Source organism: Erwinia tracheiphila (genome assembly GCF_021365465.1).
GTDB classification, from domain to species: Bacteria; Pseudomonadota; Gammaproteobacteria; order Enterobacterales; family Enterobacteriaceae; genus Erwinia; species Erwinia tracheiphila.
In genome coordinates this window covers 3,138,677-3,156,902 of record NZ_CP089932.1, presented here as the reverse complement: position 1 = coordinate 3,156,902, position 18,226 = coordinate 3,138,677, and the positions used below count along the sequence as shown (strand labels likewise).

Annotated in this window: 13 protein-coding genes and 3 pseudogenes; 13 read left to right on the top strand and 3 right to left on the bottom strand. The window is 46.3% G+C overall.

What is annotated here, in order from left to right; genetic code table 11:
* Positions 1–442: 442 nt before the first annotated feature.
* From LU633_RS16550 to LU633_RS16490, 13 genes and pseudogenes are all read left to right on the top strand, one after another.
* A pseudogene (locus tag LU633_RS16550) lies at positions 443–3,255 on the top strand (Tn3 family transposase); the annotation flags it as partial.
* Between the two features lie 558 nt (positions 3,256–3,813).
* Positions 3,814–4,893: a dTDP-glucose 4,6-dehydratase gene (gene rfbB / locus LU633_RS16545; RefSeq protein WP_016189831.1), complete on the top strand. Its 1,080-nt coding sequence runs from the start codon at positions 3,814–3,816 to the stop codon at positions 4,891–4,893.
* On the top strand, positions 4,893–5,780 hold the full coding sequence (gene rfbD / locus LU633_RS16540; RefSeq protein ID WP_016189830.1) for a dTDP-4-dehydrorhamnose reductase: 888 nt from the start codon (positions 4,893–4,895) through the stop codon (positions 5,778–5,780). The genes rfbB and rfbD overlap by 1 nt, the downstream gene beginning before the upstream one ends.
* Before the next feature lie 47 nt (positions 5,781–5,827).
* A complete protein-coding gene (gene rfbA / locus LU633_RS16535) occupies positions 5,828–6,709 on the top strand; it encodes a glucose-1-phosphate thymidylyltransferase RfbA (RefSeq protein ID WP_016189829.1) in 882 nt (293 codons plus the stop codon).
* A 2-nt stretch (positions 6,710–6,711) separates the two neighbouring features.
* Positions 6,712–7,257: a dTDP-4-dehydrorhamnose 3,5-epimerase gene (rfbC, locus tag LU633_RS16530; RefSeq protein WP_016189828.1), complete on the top strand. Its 546-nt coding sequence runs from the start codon at positions 6,712–6,714 to the stop codon at positions 7,255–7,257.
* A gap of 142 nt (positions 7,258–7,399) precedes the next feature.
* Positions 7,400–8,341, top strand: coding sequence for a glycosyltransferase family 2 protein (locus LU633_RS16525; RefSeq protein WP_046371948.1), 942 nt, complete (start codon positions 7,400–7,402; stop codon positions 8,339–8,341).
* Positions 8,342–8,370: 29 nt separating this feature from the next.
* Positions 8,371–9,666, top strand: a complete 1,296-nt coding sequence (locus LU633_RS16520) for a rhamnan synthesis F family protein (RefSeq protein WP_016189826.1) — start codon at positions 8,371–8,373, stop codon at positions 9,664–9,666.
* Between the two features lie 75 nt (positions 9,667–9,741).
* The gene (locus LU633_RS16515; protein WP_233480414.1) at positions 9,742–10,467 is read left to right on the top strand and encodes an ABC transporter permease; all 726 of its coding nucleotides are present in this window, start codon (positions 9,742–9,744) and stop codon (positions 10,465–10,467) included.
* Between the two features lie 7 nt (positions 10,468–10,474).
* Positions 10,475–11,239 carry an ABC transporter ATP-binding protein gene (locus LU633_RS16510; RefSeq protein WP_016189824.1) on the top strand — a complete coding sequence of 255 codons (765 nt, stop codon included), beginning with the start codon at positions 10,475–10,477 and terminating at the stop codon, positions 11,237–11,239.
* A gap of 184 nt (positions 11,240–11,423) precedes the next feature.
* Positions 11,424–12,830 (top strand): NADP-dependent phosphogluconate dehydrogenase, encoded by a 1,407-nt coding sequence (gene gndA / locus LU633_RS16505; protein ID WP_016189823.1) that lies wholly within the window; start codon positions 11,424–11,426, stop codon positions 12,828–12,830.
* A 157-nt stretch (positions 12,831–12,987) separates the two neighbouring features.
* A pseudogene (gene tnpA / locus LU633_RS16500) lies at positions 12,988–13,404 on the top strand (IS200/IS605 family transposase).
* A gap of 764 nt (positions 13,405–14,168) precedes the next feature.
* A pseudogene (locus LU633_RS16495) lies at positions 14,169–14,962 on the top strand (IS5 family transposase); the annotation flags it as partial.
* 182 nt (positions 14,963–15,144) lie between these two features.
* Complete coding sequence (locus tag LU633_RS16490; RefSeq protein WP_233481929.1) at positions 15,145–15,801, top strand: glycosyltransferase family protein; 657 nt, start codon at positions 15,145–15,147, stop codon at positions 15,799–15,801.
* Positions 15,802–16,123: 322 nt separating this feature from the next.
* Here LU633_RS16490 and hisIE read toward each other — a convergent pair whose 3' ends face one another.
* Genes hisIE through hisA form a run of 3 tightly spaced genes read right to left on the bottom strand, consistent with a single transcriptional unit; the run spans position 16,124 to position 18,224 of the window.
* Complete coding sequence (gene hisIE, locus LU633_RS16485) at positions 16,124–16,735, bottom strand: bifunctional phosphoribosyl-AMP cyclohydrolase/phosphoribosyl-ATP diphosphatase HisIE (RefSeq protein ID WP_016189817.1); 612 nt, start codon at positions 16,733–16,735, stop codon at positions 16,124–16,126.
* Positions 16,729–17,505: an imidazole glycerol phosphate synthase subunit HisF gene (gene hisF / locus LU633_RS16480; RefSeq protein ID WP_016189816.1), complete on the bottom strand. Its 777-nt coding sequence runs from the start codon at positions 17,503–17,505 to the stop codon at positions 16,729–16,731. The genes hisIE and hisF overlap by 7 nt, the downstream gene beginning before the upstream one ends.
* Positions 17,487–18,224: a 1-(5-phosphoribosyl)-5-[(5-phosphoribosylamino)methylideneamino]imidazole-4-carboxamide isomerase gene (gene hisA, locus LU633_RS16475; protein ID WP_016189815.1), complete on the bottom strand. Its 738-nt coding sequence runs from the start codon at positions 18,222–18,224 to the stop codon at positions 17,487–17,489. Before hisA ends, hisF begins: the two co-directional genes overlap by 19 nt.
* Positions 18,225–18,226: the final 2 nt, after the last annotated feature.

Genomic DNA, 18,226 nt, shown 5'->3' with positions numbered 1-18,226 from the left:
TTGACAACAAAATATTTTTTATCAAACCTTGATACCAGCATTATCGGTTTTTATAACACCACTTAAGCTGATATCTCTATTCATTTGCTGGAATGTAACGATAGAACTGATCACCGATTTTTATTGCATGAAAGAGTTCACCGAACTGTTTACTTGTTATGGTATATACCATGCTGATTCGGACTAATTCGACTAAGAGTAATATATTCTTCGGTGCTTACCATTGATATAAGTAAAATACTTACCATTTTCAATGATTAGCCCTCTATCTTCTCCTTTGATATTAACTGAATTTTTTTAAAAGATACCCCTCAGTTACTCTTAACTGACTTTCAATTATTTGTCCTTTTGAGTTTTTCGGGGAGGCATCTACGATACTTTTTCCCAAAGTAAGAAGTTGATCGTTTGATTCAGATAAATCATCCACATTCAGTTGCTTGTTTTTCGCTTCGGATTGAATGATGTTAAGGACGACAGCAACGTTGTCCTGAGTCGTTATTTCCAGGGTGAGTCACTTCATAATCAACCTCTCACTAAGCACGAACACTATGTTCAACGGGAAAGTATCTGCGCGCTGTATGGTTACCGCCCCGGGTCATCGGCGCTGTCTTCACCGCTTGAACAGCAGGCCGCCCACATTGTTCACCGCGATGTCGCTCCCGGCTTTCTCGTCACTGAGCTGATCATCTGGCTCAATGCGAATAAAATCATCCGCCCCGGCTACACCACGCTCCCGGATCGGGTAAGCAGGACTCTTTCTGATGAAAGGCAGCGGCTGGGGTGTATCCTCACTGAGCAGCTTGATGACACCATCATCGATGGTCTGAACAAGTTGATTGAACGCGATGATACTCTTTCCCGGCTGGCGATCCTCAGACAGGATGCACGTGATTTCGGCTGGTGCCAGATGGTTCAGGAACGGGAAAAACGGGCCATACTGGAGCCATTCGTACTGTAAAGCCTGCGACATCCTGCCGGCACTGCATATTTCCCAGCAGAATCTGCTTTAACACGTCAGCTTGGCGAATTTCTATACCGTTTATGATCTCCGTAAAATGAAGCCCGATCAGACCCGCTTTTAGCTGCTGTGCTATGCATGGATTCGTTACCGTCAGTTCAGCGATAACCTGATGGATGCGATGTTTTTCCATATGAAAAAGCTTGAGGATGAGAGCCGCCGCGTGGCCAGACAACTCATGGCTGATATGCAGGAAAAAAACCGGCGCGAAACGTCTAAAATTGGGCGTCTGCTGTCGCTTTATGTTGATGACAGCGTTCCTGAGCTCACCACCTTTGGTGAAGTCCGCCGCCGGGCCTGGAAAATAATGTCCAGGGAGACGCTGAAAAGCACCGTACAGCGTATGAGTGTAAAACCTGCCAGCAGACTGGTGCTGCAGTGGCAGGCCGTGGATGGCATGACGGTATTAATACGGCGTCGCCTGCGACCATTATATCTTTCGCTCGATCTCACCAGTATGGTCCGGGACAGCCCGTGGCTGAGGCGTTTAACTGGCTCAGAATGGTGTTCAGCAAAAAGCAGGCTCTTTTGCAGCAGCCACTTGAGGAATGCCCGCCGGAAACCTTACCGGCGCGGTGGCACCCGTATCTGCTGGGATGCGCTGAAAATGGTGAACCCACAGGCCTGAATGCCGGGCGCTATGAGTTCTGGCTCTATCGTCAGATAAGAAAGCGTTTTCAGTCGGGATAATTCCACTTCAACAACAGCCTCCGACATCGCCATCTTTCTGATGAACTGGCATCGGAAGGGGAACAGGCCGCGGTGCTGGCGGAAATGAACATCCCGTTCCTGCGGAAGTCCATTAAAACACAGCTAAAAGTTCTGTCATCCGAGCTGCACCGGCAGTGGAAAGCGTTTAACCGCGAGCTGAAGCAGGGGAAACTGAAACATCTGGAATACGATACAGAAACGCAGAAGCTGACCTGGCATAAATCAGTGGTCAGCCTTCATAAGGCGCAGAATAAGCGTTTTTATGAGCAACTGCCATTCTGCGATGTGACAGATGTCTTCCGCTTTGTTAACGGGCGGTGTCGGTTTCTCTCCACGATGAAACCGCTGCAACCCCGTTAAGCCAAAAAAGAAGCTGATGCAGACAGCCTGATGGCGATCATCGTTGCCCAGGCGATGAATCATGGTAACCATGTGATGGTGCGAACCAGCGATATTCCATTCCATGTGCTGGAAACCACGTACGAGCAGTATCTTCGCCTTGCGTCGCTTCTCACGGCCAATGATCGCATTACTGATACCCTTAAGGAACTGCCGATTTTTCCGCGCTATTCGTTTGATCCGGAGACGCTTTATGGAGCTGTTGACGGGCAGAAATTTGGTGTTGAGCGTCCGACAGTGAAAGCACGGTATTCACGTAAATATTTTGGTCGTGGTAAAGGCATGGTAGCCTGCGCGCTGCTGTGCAACCACATCCCAATTAACGGATACCTGATTGGCACAAATGACTACGAAAGCCACCATATCTTTGACACTTCAGCAGTGAAACCCACGACCATTACCGGTGACATGCACAGCATCAACAAGGTCAATTTTGCGATCCTGCACTGGCCTGGCCTTCGTTTTGAATCTCATTTCACCGACCTGAACAAGCAACTGCAGGAGCTGTACTGCACCAGAGATCCCTCGACATATAAGAAGTGCCAGATCCAGCCTGCCGGGCAGATTGATCTGGACCTTATCATTATCATTCGCGAAAAAACAATCTTGATCGCATCGTCGCCACACTGGGACTGAAAGAAATGACGCAGTGAACGCTAACCTGTAAGTTATGTACATATACAACGTCCAACCTAACAAGACAGGCGATATTTGAATACGATCGGCTGGTTCGCAGTATTTACACGCTGAAGTATCTGCACAATCCGCAGCTGGAACGCAACATCCGTCGCTCCCAGAACCGCATTGAATCTTATCACCAGCTGCGTGCAGCAGTTGCCAAAGTCGGCGGTAAGAAGCAGTTAACTGGGAAAAATGACACTGAAACAGAGTTCAGCAACCAGTGCGGGCAGCTGATTTCCAACGCGATCATTTATTACAACTCCGCAATTCTGTCACGATTACTGGAACGACTGGAAGCGGAAGGCAATGTCAAAGACATTGAGGCTCTGTCCCGGATATCGCCGGTGGCCTGGCAGCACATTTTGCTGAACGGACATTATACCTTCCAGAGCAGCGATGAAATTATTGACCTGGACGCGCTGGTTGCCGTGCTGAAACTGGAATAACAGAAAAATCTGGGGTTCCGGCGTAGAACCCCAAAATGTTTGCTGCAATGGCGTCAGGCATTGCTATTAAGCCAGATTTTCTAAACGACCATCGCCCGCTGGAAAACCAGTACTTTTATCTGTTGGGATTTATCTTTTCTGTTATGCGGTCACGCAACCATTTGGAATTGCCTGTTTTCTAATCTGTACAGTCTGGGTTTACAAAAGCGCGTTAGGATTAACCGGTAGATTAACCTCAGGTAGCTTGTGCCGAAAATCCTTATTTTAATTAGGTTTCATAATTGCAGAATGCTAGAATCAGCCGATATGACGCTAAACCCTGTTATGTTCTAATCTGCTTATATAACAGGAACTGTTCTGGTGTCAGGCTAGTACGGCAGCGGCAGATATCAGCGAGTGATAAAACGTTGCTTGTGATCTGACTCACAATTTCATAATGCGCTCTGAGACGCTTACTCAGGGGCGGTAGCATGCCTGAAATCTATGCTACTGATATACAGATAATACCCAATAATTTTAGGTTATTGTTCCAAATCACTTTTGTTTTAGAGACTTGCTATGAAGATTTTGATCACTGGCGGTGCTGGATTTATTGGTTCAGCAGTTGTAAGACATATCATTCAGCACACGCAGGATTCCGTTATCAACGTGGATAAATTGACCTACGCGGGCAATCTTGAGTCCATTAAAGATGCCAGTAACAGCGAACGTTACCATTTTGAGAAGCTTGATATTTGTGACACAGACGCTCTGTTAAACGTCATGAATAGATTGCGGCCGGATGCTATTATGCACCTGGCGGCGGAAAGCCATGTTGACCGCTCGATTACAGGTCCAGCCGATTTTGTACAAACCAACGTGGTTGGAACGTACAGTCTGTTGGAAGCGACTCGCCAATACTGGAATACGCTTGATGATACAAAAAAACAGGCATTCCGTTTTCATCACATCTCTACAGATGAAGTTTATGGTGATTTACCTCACCCTGATGAAATGAGTGGCGATCTTCCTCTCTTCACCGAAACCACGCCTTATGACCCCAGTAGTCCCTACTCTTCGACTAAAGCAGCAAGCGATCATTTGGTGAGAGCATGGGGCCGAACCTATAAGCTCCCAGTTATTGTCACCAACTGTTCCAATAATTATGGACCATACCACTTCCCGGAAAAATTAATCCCGCTGATTATTATCAATGCGCTTGAGAAAAAGCCTTTGCCGGTCTATGGCAAAGGCGATCAGATTCGCGACTGGCTCTACGTCGAAGATCATGCGTGTGCGCTGTACAAGGTTGTGACCGAAGCAGAAGTCGGGAGCACGTACAATATTGGTGGGCACAACGAGAAGAAAAATCTGGATGTGATTGAAATGGTTTGTGCGCTGCTTGATGAGTTGCAACCCACTGAAGGACGTTATGCCGATCTCATTACTTATGTAAATGACCGTCCGGGACACGATCGCCGTTATGCGATTGATGCCAGCAAGATTCAGCAGGAACTGGGTTGGAAGCCACTGGAAACCTTTGAAAGTGGTTTACGCAAAACCATTCAGTGGTATCTGAACAACAGCGAGTGGATCAATAACGTAAAAAGCGGCGCCTATCAAAGCTGGATTGAACAAAATTACGAGAAGCGTCACTAATGAAAATCCTTTTGCTGGGCAAAAATGGTCAGGTAGGCTGGGAGTTACAACGTGCACTGGCACCGCTTGGCACACTGACCGCTCTGGATCGCCATTCATCTGATTTCTGCGGTGACCTGGCAAATCCGACCGGCATTGCAGCAACAATTCATGCCCTTAAACCAGATGTGATTGTCAATGCTGCGGCGCATACTGCCGTTGACAAAGCAGAATCAGAGCCAGCGCTTGCGGCAACGCTTAATACTGCAGCGGTCGCGGTAATGGCGGATGCTGCTGAAAAAGTGGGTGCGCTGCTGATCCATTATTCCACTGATTATGTGTTCAATGGTGAGGGAGAAACACCCTGGTCTGAAGATGATGCCACTGCCCCTTTAAGCGTTTATGGTAAAACCAAGCGGGAGGGTGAAGAGGCCATCGTCAATACCTGTAGTCACTACCTGATATTTCGTACCAGTTGGGTCTATGCAGCCAAAGGCAATAATTTTGCCAAAACAATGTTGAAGCTGGCAGCCGACAGAGATGAACTTTCAGTTATAAACGATCAATTTGGGGCACCTACCGGTGCAGAACTGATCGCAGACTGTACTGCCCACGCTCTGCGCAAGGCTAAAAATAATCCTTATTTTTCAGGTATTTATCATTTGATTGCAAATGGTACCACGACCTGGTATGAGTATGCGTCTTATGTTATTAGTGTCGGAAGGGAAAAAGGTCTTGCACTCAAAGTGCGTAAAATCAATGCGGTTACCACTGACGCCTTTCCAACTGCAGCCAGGCGCCCTGCAAATTCCCGGCTTAATATTACTAAGTTCCAGCAGCGTTTTGGGCTTATCCTGCCGGACTGGCGGGTAGGTGTTGAGCGAATGCTTTCTGAAATCATTGGCTAAAATTATGTTCGGCATAGATAAATGTTGTTCAATGGGTGTAAGGCATTATGACAAAGAATAAAGGTATTATCCTCGCGGGCGGCTCTGGGACAAGGCTCTACCCGGTAACCATGGCAGTCAGTAAACAACTGCTACCTATTTATGATAAGCCGATGATTTATTACCCTCTGTGCACACTGATGATAGCCGGCATTCGTGATATTTTGATCATCAGTACACCGCAGGATACGCCACGCTTCGAAAGTTTGCTGGGTGATGGTTCGCAGTGGGGATTATCTATTCAATATAAAGTGCAGGAAAGCCCGGATGGCCTTGCACAGGCGTTTATTCTTGGTGAAGAGTTTATTGGTGAAGATTCCTGTACCCTGATCCTGGGGGATAATATTTTCTATGGCAATGATTTGAGCAGCCAGCTCTACGAGGCCTGTAAGAAGAAACAGGGCGCTACCGTTTTTGCTTACCATGTTCAGGACCCAGAGCGCTATGGCGTTGTCGAATTTGATGAGCAGGGTAAGGCCATTTCGCTGGTTGAGAAACCTGAGCATCCTAAAAGTAATTATGCTGTAACGGGTCTTTATTTTTATGACAACAGCGTGGTGGAAATTGCCAAATCACTCAAACCTTCGGTGCGCGGTGAACTGGAAATTACTGATGTTAATCGTATCTATATGGAAAAAGGGTTGTTGTCTGTGTCGATCATGGGACGTGGCCATGCATGGCTTGATACCGGTACGCATCAAAGCATGATGGAAGCGAATAACTTTATCCAGACTATAGAAACACGGCAGGGATTAAAGGTGTGCTGTCCTGAAGAGATTGCGTTCCGTTTGCAGTTTATCGATGTGGATCAGCTCCGTCATCTTGCAAAACCGCTCAGTAAAAATGAATATGGCAAATATCTTCTGGCGTTAGCAGAAGGAAGATTCTGATAATGAAAGTGATTGAAACGAAGATCCCTGAAGTGAAAATCATTGAACCCGCCGTGTTTGGTGATGAGCGTGGTTTTTTCATGGAGACGTGGCAACAAAAACAATTCGAAGAGCTGGTCTCGCCACGTTCTTTTGTTCAGGACAATCATTCTAAGTCAGCGCCGGGTATTCTCCGTGGCCTGCATTATCAAACTGAGAATACGCAAGGGAAGCTGGTCCGGGTTGTTGCCGGAGAAGTTTTTGACGTAGCAGTTGATATGCGTCAATCATCTGAAACGTTTGGTCAGTGGGTTGGAGTGTTGCTTTCTGCTGACAATAAACGTCAGTTATGGGTGCCAGAAGGTTTTGCACATGGATTCTATGTCACCTCAGAATCAGCTGAGTTCGTTTATAAGTGCACTGATTACTATAATCCGGCTCATGAACATACTTTACTTTGGAACGATCCTGAAATCGGTATTGAATGGCCACTGTTATCAGCAAGCACACCTTTACTCTCTGCAAAAGACATGGTAGGAAAGTCATTCAATGAAGCAACCTATTTTTAATAAGTTCATTGATTGATGACGCTTAATCATTCATTTCTGGTCATCAATTAACCATGATGATGGTTAACGATTCAAGAACGATATTAAGAGTTGAAGAAAATATCTTTTGATGACCTCAATGACAGTATAATGTGGCAATGAAATGTTAAATGATGATAATGTTAGCATCCTCTTATGTAGTTATAATGGTGAGAAATACCTTCAAGAACAACTTGACTCTATTATAAGACAAACATATAAAAACTGGACGCTTTATATATCTGACGATGGATCTACTGATTCTACTTTGAATATTATCAGTGAATATCAGAGTAAATTGCCTGTAAATAAACTGGTTTTACTGGAAGGGCCTTCAAAGTGCTTCGCCGAAAATTTTCTTTCTCTTATCAAAAATCCTGACATTCAATCACGTTACTACGCTTTCAGCGATCAGGATGATATCTGGTTGGAAACCAAGCTGGAAGTAGCGGTAGACGCCGTTAAAGAGGCTGAAAAAAATGCCTCCACTGAATTTATTCTATACGGTGGCCGTACAAGATTAATCAATGAACATAAAGAAGTTATTGGTTGTTCAGCAATGTTTAATCGGGCATTCAGGTTAGAAAACGCACTTCTGCAGAGCTTTTCTGGTGGCAACACCATGCTATTCAACCATGCGTTGAAGCTAAAAATTCAGACATTGCCTGACTCTATTTCTATTGTTTCCCATGACTGGTATCTCTATCTGATTTGTTCCGCTTTTGGTGGAATGACTATTTATGATCCTGAACCACAGATACTTTATCGGCAACATTCGAACAATATAGTAGGGAGCAATCTCGGCGTGCTGTCTAAAATTGAACGTTTATGGCGCTTATATCAAGGGCAGTTCGCAGAATGGAACAGGATTAATCAACGTAGCTTGAATTTTTACTATAATGAGCTACCTCGTCAAAGTCAGAAAATTCTCGATCACTTCTACAGCTGTAGAGGAAAAAGCGTTTTTACCAGAATACGATGTTTTCATGCTTGCCGGAGTTATCGCCAGTCTGTAATTGAAACTTGCTTTTTCTATATCATGAATGCGTTTGGAAAATTATTTTAAACCATGCAAACCATTATTACGGTGAAAAAATGAAAGGTATTGTGAGATATTTTTATAATCTTGCTATGAAGATCTTTTTCTATAGTTACTATGCTTTTCTGTCTGTTTGCGATGATATAAAAACGAAGAAAATCCATAATGTTGTTCATAAGGCAGAGTTTTCTGAAGGCAAAGTAATGTTGCTTGCCCTGTATGAAAAAAATGAACTGAGAAGAGATACAATTGAATTACTTAAAGAAGCGAAGTCACAGGGAATTTATATTGTTGCAGTAAATACGCTCAGGTTAAGTGCTGAAAATTATCAACCTGAACTTATCGATGTTTATATCGAACGTGATAACTTTGGTCGTGATTTTGGTAGTTATAAAACAGGCATGAATTATATTTATCAGAATAAAATTGCCGAAAAATGTCAAAGACTGTTGATCATTAATGACAGTGTGTTCTTTTCAAAAAGGGGATTAAAGCGCTTTATCTCCCAACTTTATAACACAGAGACTGAAGTGTTGGGTGCAACTGAAAACAGAGAAATCTCTCACCATCTTGGGTCATTTTGTATTTCCGTTACTGGCAATCTTATCCGTAAAGATAAATTCAGGGATTTCTGGGAAAACTATAAATTATCGAATGTAAGACCTTTTGTTATTAAGCGGGGTGAGTTTAAACTTAGCTTGGTACTGAAATCTTTAGTTAGTACTGAAGAAAACTTTAAGGCATTGTATGATGTCAATTATTTTGAAAAAGTGCTTACTCAGGACGAGTCATTATTTAAAAATTATTTTGTTTTCCGTCGTGAAGGTGATCGCCGATACTGGACGAGCGTTCGTTTCCTGATCGAGTATTTTGAATCAGATTTTGTATTGAAGTCATATTATAGAAAATATCTGAAAGATTTAGATGATGCTGAGAGACCCAATCAGGAAATAGAAGTAAGAAGACGCAGAAATGACAAAAATGATGATGAGATCGTTGAAGAAAAAATAGATTTTGTGAGTTTTGCTACATTTATGACAGGTGTGAACTTTGAGGCGCTCCCGCATGGTAATGTGCTGAAAAGGCGTCTGATGAGTATATACCTTGACGACTTTACAAGGGGTTCACAGATTCATAATAATTGTATTGCTCTGCATTATCTTGGGTTACCAATTATTAAGCTTGATTTAATCTATCGATCCGTATGTAATTTTAGCGATTTACTCAAGTTAAAAGATCAGATTGATGAGTCACAACAGGATGAATTTATGACGCTGATGATGAGCCGGTTGTCAGGTGGAAAATTCCTTTTCGGTATGAAACGAAAAGCGTACGACTGGGGTATTTTGTAAATGTCTTTTTTTCGAAATTCACCTGGCATTAACGATCTTGTCAGCACGCTTAGATCTTTCCATATTGTACGGGTAATGGGCGGTCAGGATATTCGACAACGTTATAAGCGTTCGCGTTTAGGTCCATTCTGGATAACTATCAGCATGGCGGTAATGATTACTACCATGGGGATGGTTTTTGCTAATCTGTTCAAAACGCCACTGCATGATTTTCTGCCTTATTTAACGCTGGGTCTGGTCATCTGGGGATTCTTGTCGGGCTGTATTACTGAAGGTTGCGATGCACTGATTTCAGCAGAAGGAATAATTAAACAGCTTCCTGTCCCATTGCATGTGCATGTATTAAGAGTAGTATGGAAGAATTTCATTATTTTTATGCACAATATTGTTATTTTTCCTTTAGTGTTGTTTGCTGTATCAAAGGGGATTAATTGGAATGTTCTGCTGGTTGTCCCTGGTTTTGTCATACTGGCTTTAAATGTCTCCTGGCTGTTAATGGTACTGGCGCTGATTTGCGCACGTTTTCGTGATATGACCCAAATCATTATGAGCCTGATGCAGGTTGTTTTTTATTTAACGCCAATAATCTGGATGCCACAACTTCTGACTCACAGAGTTGGCGCAACATTACTTAATTTTAACCCATTCTATCATTTGATGGATGTTGTGCGTGCACCGTTATTGGGGCAGATTCCTTCCGTAACAACATATTGTGTTACAGTAATCATGGCCGTGATTGGCATCGCATTTTCCACGATGATGACCAGTAAGTTTAAATATCGCGTTCCATACTGGGTGTAGGGTTTTTATGGCTATTATAAAATTTAGTAATGTAGGTATTGATTTTCCTATATTTGATGCAGCGTCACGGTCTATTAAAAAGAATTTTATAAATTTTGCCACCGGTGGAAAAGTTGGTGAGAGCAATGGGAAAGTTGTTGTTTCAGCGCTGAATAACCTTAATTTTGAAATTAATGACGGTGAACGTGTAGGTCTGATTGGGCACAATGGTGCTGGTAAAACAACGTTATTACGTATGTTCAGCCGCGTTTATCATCCGACCACCGGGAAGGCGAGGATTGAAGGTGAAATCGGGTCGCTTATTTCTATCTCATTAGGGATCAATCCGGAATTTACCGGGCGGGAAAATATCTATATTCGCGGAGCGTTGCTCGGTCTCAGAAAAAAAGAAATTGCCGATAAAATTGATGAAATTATAGCTTTCACCGATCTGGGTGATTTCATCGACATGCCAGTCAGAACTTACTCATCAGGCATGCAAATGAGGCTTGGCTTCAGCGTTTCAACCATTTTTACGCCTGAGATATTATTAATGGATGAATGGCTTTCCGTAGGGGATGAAGGTTTTAAAGAAAAAGCGGAAAGTCGTTTGAGCAACATAATTAACGCGACGAAAATCCTGATCCTTGCCAGCCACAGCTATGAACTGATGGCCAGGGTGTGTACAAGAATACTTTGGCTTGAACACGGTACGGTTAAAATGGACGGAAAACCGGACGAGATCTTGCCCTTGTATTTTAAAACTCACATCAATAAAGCTGATTTAGTCTGAAAACGGTGCGGTTACCCTTGTTGATTAAAGGAGTTAAAGCTTTCTAACTTGTTATTTTTAAAGAAATATTACCAATTACACCAATCACTACCTATCATCGGCTATCCTGAGTTAACATGTTTCACACTTTGTTATACGGCGTATCTGATTTACGCCGTGGGTGTCCTTCAGACAGGAGTATGTAATGTCCAAGCAACAGATCGGCGTTGTAGGTATGGCAGTAATGGGACGTAACCTGGCTCTCAACATTGAAAGCCGTGGCTACACCGTATCCATCTTTAACCGCTCTCGTGAAAAAACGGATGAGGTTATCGCTGAGAACGCAGGCAAAAAGCTGGCCCCCTACTACACCATCGAAGAGTTTGTTGATTCTCTTGAGAAACCCCGGCGTATCCTGCTGATGGTTCAGGCTGGTGAAGCAACTGACAAAACCATTGCATCTCTGACCCCACACCTCGACAAAGGTGACATTCTGATCGATGGCGGTAACACCTTCTATAAAGACACCATTCGCCGCAATCGTGAGCTATCCGACCAGGGATTCAATTTCATCGGGACGGGTGTTTCCGGTGGCGAAGAAGGTGCATTAAAAGGCCCATCAATTATGCCAGGTGGGCAGAAAGAGGCTTACGAACTGGTTTCGCCTATCCTCGATAAGATTGCTGCACGTGCAGAAGGTGAAGCCTGTGTAACCTACATCGGCCCTGATGGCGCGGGCCACTATGTAAAAATGGTACATAATGGTATCGAGTATGGTGATATGCAGCTTATTGCGGAAGCCTATTCTCTGTTAAAAAATGCCTTAAATCTGACCAATGACGAGTTGGCGAAAACCTTCACTGAATGGAATAACGGTGAGCTTAGTAGCTATTTAATTGATATTACGAAAGAGATATTCGTTAAGAAAGATGAGTGTGGTCAGTACCTTGTCGATGTCATTCTTGACGAGGCAGCGAATAAAGGCACAGGTAAGTGGACAAGCCAAAGCTCTCTGGATCTCGGGGAGCCACTGTCTCTGATTACAGAATCGGTATTTGCGCGTTACCTTTCGTCGCTGAAAGCCCAGCGCGTAGCGGCCTCAAAGGTACTGAGCGGGCCTCAGGTCAACGCTTTCTCAGGTGATAAAACTGAATTTATTGAGAAAGTACGCCGTGCCCTGTATTTGGGTAAAATTGTCTCTTATGCTCAGGGCTTTTCTCAGTTGAAAGCAGCGTCAGGCGAAAATAACTGGAATCTCAATTACGGTGAGATTGCTAAAATTTTCCGCGCTGGCTGTATTATACGTGCCCAGTTTCTGCAAAAAATTACTGATGCCTACGCTGACAATGCTGATATCGCCAATCTGTTACTTGCATCGTATTTCAAAAACATTGCGGACGAGTACCAGCAAGCTCTGCGAGATGTCGTCGCCTGGGCGGTGCAGAATGGTATACCTACACCAACTTTCTCGGCAGCCATCGCTTATTACGACAGTTATCGTTCAGCAGTGCTTCCCGCTAATCTGATTCAGGCGCAGCGGGATTATTTTGGGGCGCATACTTACAAGCGTACCGATAAAGAAGGTGTATTCCATACTGAATGGTTGGAATAAAATATCGTTTATGAAAAAGCTTCCTTCGGGGAGCTTTTTCATCCCTGCATGAACACCACCTCCTGTGGAGGTGGTCAGCAATAAGTTGGCTCTGCCAGTCATGCTACTCATGGGAAAATCCGAATCTGTTGTCCCCATAACTGTCAGGGATTTAACCATGAGTAGACTCCAGAAAGCATCTCATGTGCTCTGGTGTTGTCAATATCATATCGTATGGACACCCAGGTACCGGTTTCGCATCCTCAGGAACAATGTTGGTAAAGAGGTCTGTAAGCCGATAAGGATCTCAGGTGAGCAGCCCGGGGTAGAAGTAGTGTAGCTGAATGACCAGACAGACCATGTCCATTTGCGGGTAAAAGTGCCTCCACGGCTTTCGATTTCCCATGTAACAGGCGACGTAAAGGGTAAAACAGCCCTTCGATTGTTCAGTAAATTTCCCTGCCTGCGTAAGAACAAGCAGCGGGGGAATGGTTTTTGGGCAAGAGGTTATTGTGTCGATACCGTAGGTATAAATGAAGAAATGATAAGAAAGTACGTGAAGTATCAGGAAAAACATGAAGTTGAAGAGAGCTAGCCTCCACTGAAAGCAGTGTGAAGGGAAGGCTCTCTGAGTCTGGACTTAGTGCGCCCCTGTGGGGTGAAATCAATGCCACCTGCTATGCAGGTGGTTTTTTACTGCCCGGATAAAATCGCGTCCTGTGAAGCACTGCTCGATCCTTCAAAACCTGTTGTGGTTAATTATTGCGATGTTACCTGCTGTTGGGACTGGACATATTTTAAACCTTCGTTAAAGAAAACGCTTGTGCAGGTGCTGTACCCGCCTATAAAGGATTTTATCCGCACACTCTCGGTACGACAAATTACGCTTACATACGCGAAACAGATGGACGGATGGATGACATTCAGGAAAAACGGCCCTACACCGATAACCACATGGAAGAATATGCTTCAAGCGGCGCCTGCTATTTCGCCACGGCGAAAATAATATTGACGCCTTTTTTACCATGCCTGAACAGAATCTGAATATTGGCGGAGAATATTATGTCAACCTGGCATATAAGCGACTATTAGCGAATAAACAGCCTGTGGTGGTCTATCCTGTTCAGCATTTTATGCAGTGGGGTACCCCAGAAGATCTTGCAGGATACAATGTCTGGTCAAATGTTTTCCACAAATCCATTGAGTCTGGAAAAATACAACCGTCTCCTCAGGGCACCATTGTTATTCCCATGGCGGACCTTGGACAGCGTTTCAGCAGGGAGGGCTATACCCTGACTAAGAGTCTGTCCCAAAAGGCGTCATCGTATAATGCACCCCGGTCATATCTGAGGGCAAAGTATGGCAGGCAGTAAAGGGCAGATTAGCGATGAACTCCGGGACAAAATGGCCCCGCTTATCCCGGAACACAAAACCCGCCATCCTCCGGGTACACGCCGAAAACGTGTTGATAATCGGGCCGCAATGAACGCCATTTTCTTCGTCCCCAGCACAGCCTGTCAGTGGAATGCACTCAATGCCACAGGGATAGGTTCATCAGATTCTGCGCACCGGCGCTTCCGGGAACGGAGAGACGCAGGTGTCTTCGGGCGTTTCTGGCAGAACGGATTACTGGCCTGTGAACACCCGGACGGCACGGACTGCTCATGGTTATCGGTGGATGGCGGTATGACAACATCACCGCTGCCGGGACAAAAAACAGGACGCTACCCCACGGACACAGGGAAACAGGGCGTAAAGCCCAGTCTGATGACAGACGCCGGCTGGTTTCCTCTGTCACGGGTCGCAGCAGCAAACCGGCATGACATCAAACTGGTGGCGGACACACCCGGTGCTCTTCAGACGGGGCGTCCGGGGCAAAAACCCGGACGCTGCCCGGACAAAGGCGACGAAGCGCCCGGGCTGAAAACAGACCGGTTGAGCCGTCGTGACGAGCCTTATATCCCGCCCCGTAAAGAGGAATGAGATGCCAGTAAACCACGAACTTCATGGCCAGTCACCGGGTCGTCGGGAGGACGCACAGCCGGATGAACCGGTTTCGCCGGCCCCTGACCCGACGGGAAAAGACGTCTGAGAATGACGGGGCCCTGTTGCATTTTTCCCGTGGTCTTATTGTCTGGAATAAAGCCCTGTTGAGACAGGCTCTTAACCGCTTATTCCGGTATCAGGACGTCCAATGGTTGCTCAGGCTGCATATGATTTGCCTGCGACGCAGCAGCATGTTTTTGTTTTACGCGAGGGCATGGAAGGTTATCAGGCTGTGTCATCAGAGCTGAAGGCGCTTTACCCTGATGCCATTATCAAAACAATTGATAAAGTGACAGAAGATCAGGCCTGCCCTGCGCTGATTGACTTTGAGGCATTAGCAGAACAGGGCAAGCCTGTATCTGGTGCCATTACCACCGGTACCTGCGACCACGCCGCACTTTATGATGCCAATAAATTTCAGCAGTTGGTCAATGACCCGACGATTGATGTTATCGTCCGGGGTGTACGTGGTTACCCTAATGTGGCTTCTTATCCCCAGATGTTTGGCTGGATCGATGCTGAAAATGGCCTGATACGTACCATTTGGGTAAAAATGCCTTTAAGTAACTCTGCCTCAGATACTGTGGTTTTGGGAACTTTTACTTTTCGTAGAGCAGAAGATTTCCACCGTGCGGTGGCGCGGCTGATTTCGCGTGATGGCTGCATCAACGGTGAGTTTTACATTGATACCCTCATCTATGAGGCCATCGCACTCGGTATGCGCTGTGCGCTTTTTGACGTTGACAGCTGCCTGTGTTCGGGAGCACCAAACGATCTGCGGACGTTTGAATACTGGCAGTCCTGCTTTGAGAAATGGAATGGTCATCCTTATCGGTTGGAACAGGACAACCGTATTCCTGCGGATAAAGTCAGCGGGCTGTCATTGAAATATAAAAAGATGCAGCCAGAATTACCAAAGGCTCCAGCACTCTCAAAAAAGAGTTAGCGGTATTTCTTATTGTCGGTTCGTTGACTGTACTGGTTGACTTTTTCGACGTATCACCTCTTGCTGAGTCTGAACAACAACTTCCTGCGAAAATGAATTTTTACTGGCCTAAACAAGCGGTTCTGGCAACGGCGATAACTGTTGACCCGTCATAAGATATCATCATTACCCGGTTACCTCGCAGCATTCATGAAATAACGCATAACGTGTTGCCACATGGAGAATAATGTTTGCCTGGCCAAAACAGTCAGGCGGAAGGTTTCGCCTGACTGTACCCTCAGTAAGCCTATGATCTGTCCGTAGCTGACGCCGCTATCTGCGGCTATTTATGCCGTTGACGCAGGTTATCAATGATGGTGCTCAGATTAAGATCCTGATCCTGCAGCAGCACCAGCAAATGATAAATCAAATCGGAAGCTTCATTGGTCAGCTCAGTGCGGTCATTAATGGCCGCTGCCAGTGCAGTTTCCACACCTTCTTCCCCTACCTTCTGCGCAATACGCCTGGTGCCGCTGGCATACAGGCTGGCCGTGTAAGAACTTTTTGGATCGGCGTTTTTCCGCTCGGCCAGCAACTGCTCAAGCTGATACAGAAAAGTCCAGTCAGATGCTGCAGGAGAGAAACAGCTGGAGGTCCCAAGGTGGCAGGTTGGGCCTGCTGGATTTGCCAGCACCAATAGCGTGTCGTTATCGCAATCCGGGGTGATGCTGACCACATTAAGGAAGTGTTCAGAGCTTTCACCTTTGGTCCATAAACGCTGTTTGGTGCGCGACCAGAACGTTATCTTGCCGCTTTCCAACGTCCTTTCCAGCGCCTGCTGATTCATATAACCGTGCATCAATACTTCGCCAGAAACGGCATGCTGCACGATCGCCGGCATCATACCGTCGGTCTTCACCCAGTCGAGCCGGGCCAGCTGTTGTTCTGTTAACATGCGCGGATCTCCACACCTTTTTCAATCAGGAAGGCTTTCAGTTCATGGATATTAATAATCTGTTTGTGGAACACCGACGCAGCCAGTGCGCCATCCACATCAGCATCGCGAAAGGCTTCATGGAAATGCGAAAGGGTGCCTGCGCCACCGGAGGCAATCAGGGGCACATTACAAACCTCGCGAACCTTTTGCAGCTGAATCAGATCGTAGCCGTTTCGCACGCCATCCTGGTTCATCATATTAAGCACGATTTCACCAGCTCCACGCTTTTGCACTTCCTGCACCCAGTCCAGCGTTTCCCACTGGGTGACGCGGGTACGGCTTTCGTCTCCGGTATATTGGTTAACGTGGTATTTGCCGCTTTCGCTGTCATACCAGGTGTCAATTCCGACCACGATGCACTGTACGCCGAAGCGGTCAGCAAGGCGGGTAATCAGTTCAGGATCGGACAGCGCCGGGGAGTTGATGGAAATTTTATCTGCGCCAAACGAGAGTATTTGGGCGGCATCCTCCTCGGTCTTAATCCCACCCGCTACGCAGAAGGGAATATCAATGACCTCTGCCACGCGTGACACCCAGCTTTTATCCACCACCCGGCCATCTGAAGACGCGGTGATATCATAAAAAACCAGCTCGTCTGCGCCTTCCTGAGCGTAGCGCTGGGCTAACGGCACGATATCACCAATGATCTCATGGTTGCGAAACTGTACGCCTTTGACCACCTGACCATCACGCACGTCCAGGCAGGGAATTATCCGTTTTGCCAGCATTGTATTGCCTCCGTCACGGTGAAATTTCCTTCCAGCAGCGCACGGCCAACGATGACCCCTTGTGCACCGGAACCGTGCAGGGCGCTGATATCAGCCAGCGAGCCGATGCCCCCGGAAGACTGAAACGCAATTTGCGGGTAGCGCGCGGAGACCTCCCGGTACAGCGCGACATTCGAGCCGCTCAGTGTGCCATCGCGGGAAATATCGGTGCACAAAACGTGTTTCAGGCCCGCAGGCTGAAACTGTTCGATAACCTCTTCCAGGGTTATGCCCGTGGCTTCCTGCCACCCGCTGATCGCCACTTCCTTGCGGTTTTCGCTGTCAATGCGAACATCCAGCGCCAGCACGATAGCTTCCGGGCCATATGCATTAATCCACGCCTGCACCTCTTCAGGCTGCCGGACCGCGGTGGAGCCGACCACTACGCGGCTGGCACCGGCAGTGAGCAGGGCATCGACATCTTCTCTGGTGCGGATGCCGCCGCCAATCTGCACCGGTACGCTGACGCCTGCCAGCAGTTTTTCCAGCAGCGGGATCTGCCGTGCGGCCGGATCTTTGGCGCCAGTCAGGTCGACCAGGTGCAGAACCCCGGCACCCTGTGACTCATAATCCTGTAAGTGCGGAAGGGGATCGCTGCCATAGTCTCGCTGCTGTGCGTAATCACCCTGATGCAGACGCACAACCTTGCCGTCAATCAAATCTAATGCGGGAATAATCATGC

Bases quoted from the DNA above. Each gene is read 5' to 3' on its own strand.
- rfbA (WP_016189829.1), top strand. From the start codon at position 5,828: ATGACAAAGAATAAAGGTATTATCCTCGCGGGCGGCTCTGGGACAAGG.
- rfbD (WP_016189830.1), top strand. From the start codon at position 4,893: ATGAAAATCCTTTTGCTGGGCAAAAATGGTCAGGTAGGCTGGGAGTTA.
- LU633_RS16520 (WP_016189826.1), top strand. From the start codon at position 8,371: ATGAAAGGTATTGTGAGATATTTTTATAATCTTGCTATGAAGATCTTT.
- hisIE (WP_016189817.1), bottom strand. From the start codon at position 16,735: ATGTTAACAGAACAACAGCTGGCCCGGCTCGACTGGGTGAAGACCGAC.
- rfbC (WP_016189828.1), top strand. From the start codon at position 6,712: ATGAAAGTGATTGAAACGAAGATCCCTGAAGTGAAAATCATTGAACCC.
- rfbB (WP_016189831.1), top strand. From the start codon at position 3,814: ATGAAGATTTTGATCACTGGCGGTGCTGGATTTATTGGTTCAGCAGTT.
- hisA (WP_016189815.1), bottom strand. From the start codon at position 18,224: ATGATTATTCCCGCATTAGATTTGATTGACGGCAAGGTTGTGCGTCTG.
- hisF (WP_016189816.1), bottom strand. From the start codon at position 17,505: ATGCTGGCAAAACGGATAATTCCCTGCCTGGACGTGCGTGATGGTCAG.
- gndA (WP_016189823.1), top strand. From the start codon at position 11,424: ATGTCCAAGCAACAGATCGGCGTTGTAGGTATGGCAGTAATGGGACGT.
- LU633_RS16515 (WP_233480414.1), top strand. From the start codon at position 9,742: ATGGGCGGTCAGGATATTCGACAACGTTATAAGCGTTCGCGTTTAGGT.
- LU633_RS16510 (WP_016189824.1), top strand. From the start codon at position 10,475: ATGGCTATTATAAAATTTAGTAATGTAGGTATTGATTTTCCTATATTT.
- LU633_RS16525 (WP_046371948.1), top strand. From the start codon at position 7,400: ATGTTAAATGATGATAATGTTAGCATCCTCTTATGTAGTTATAATGGT.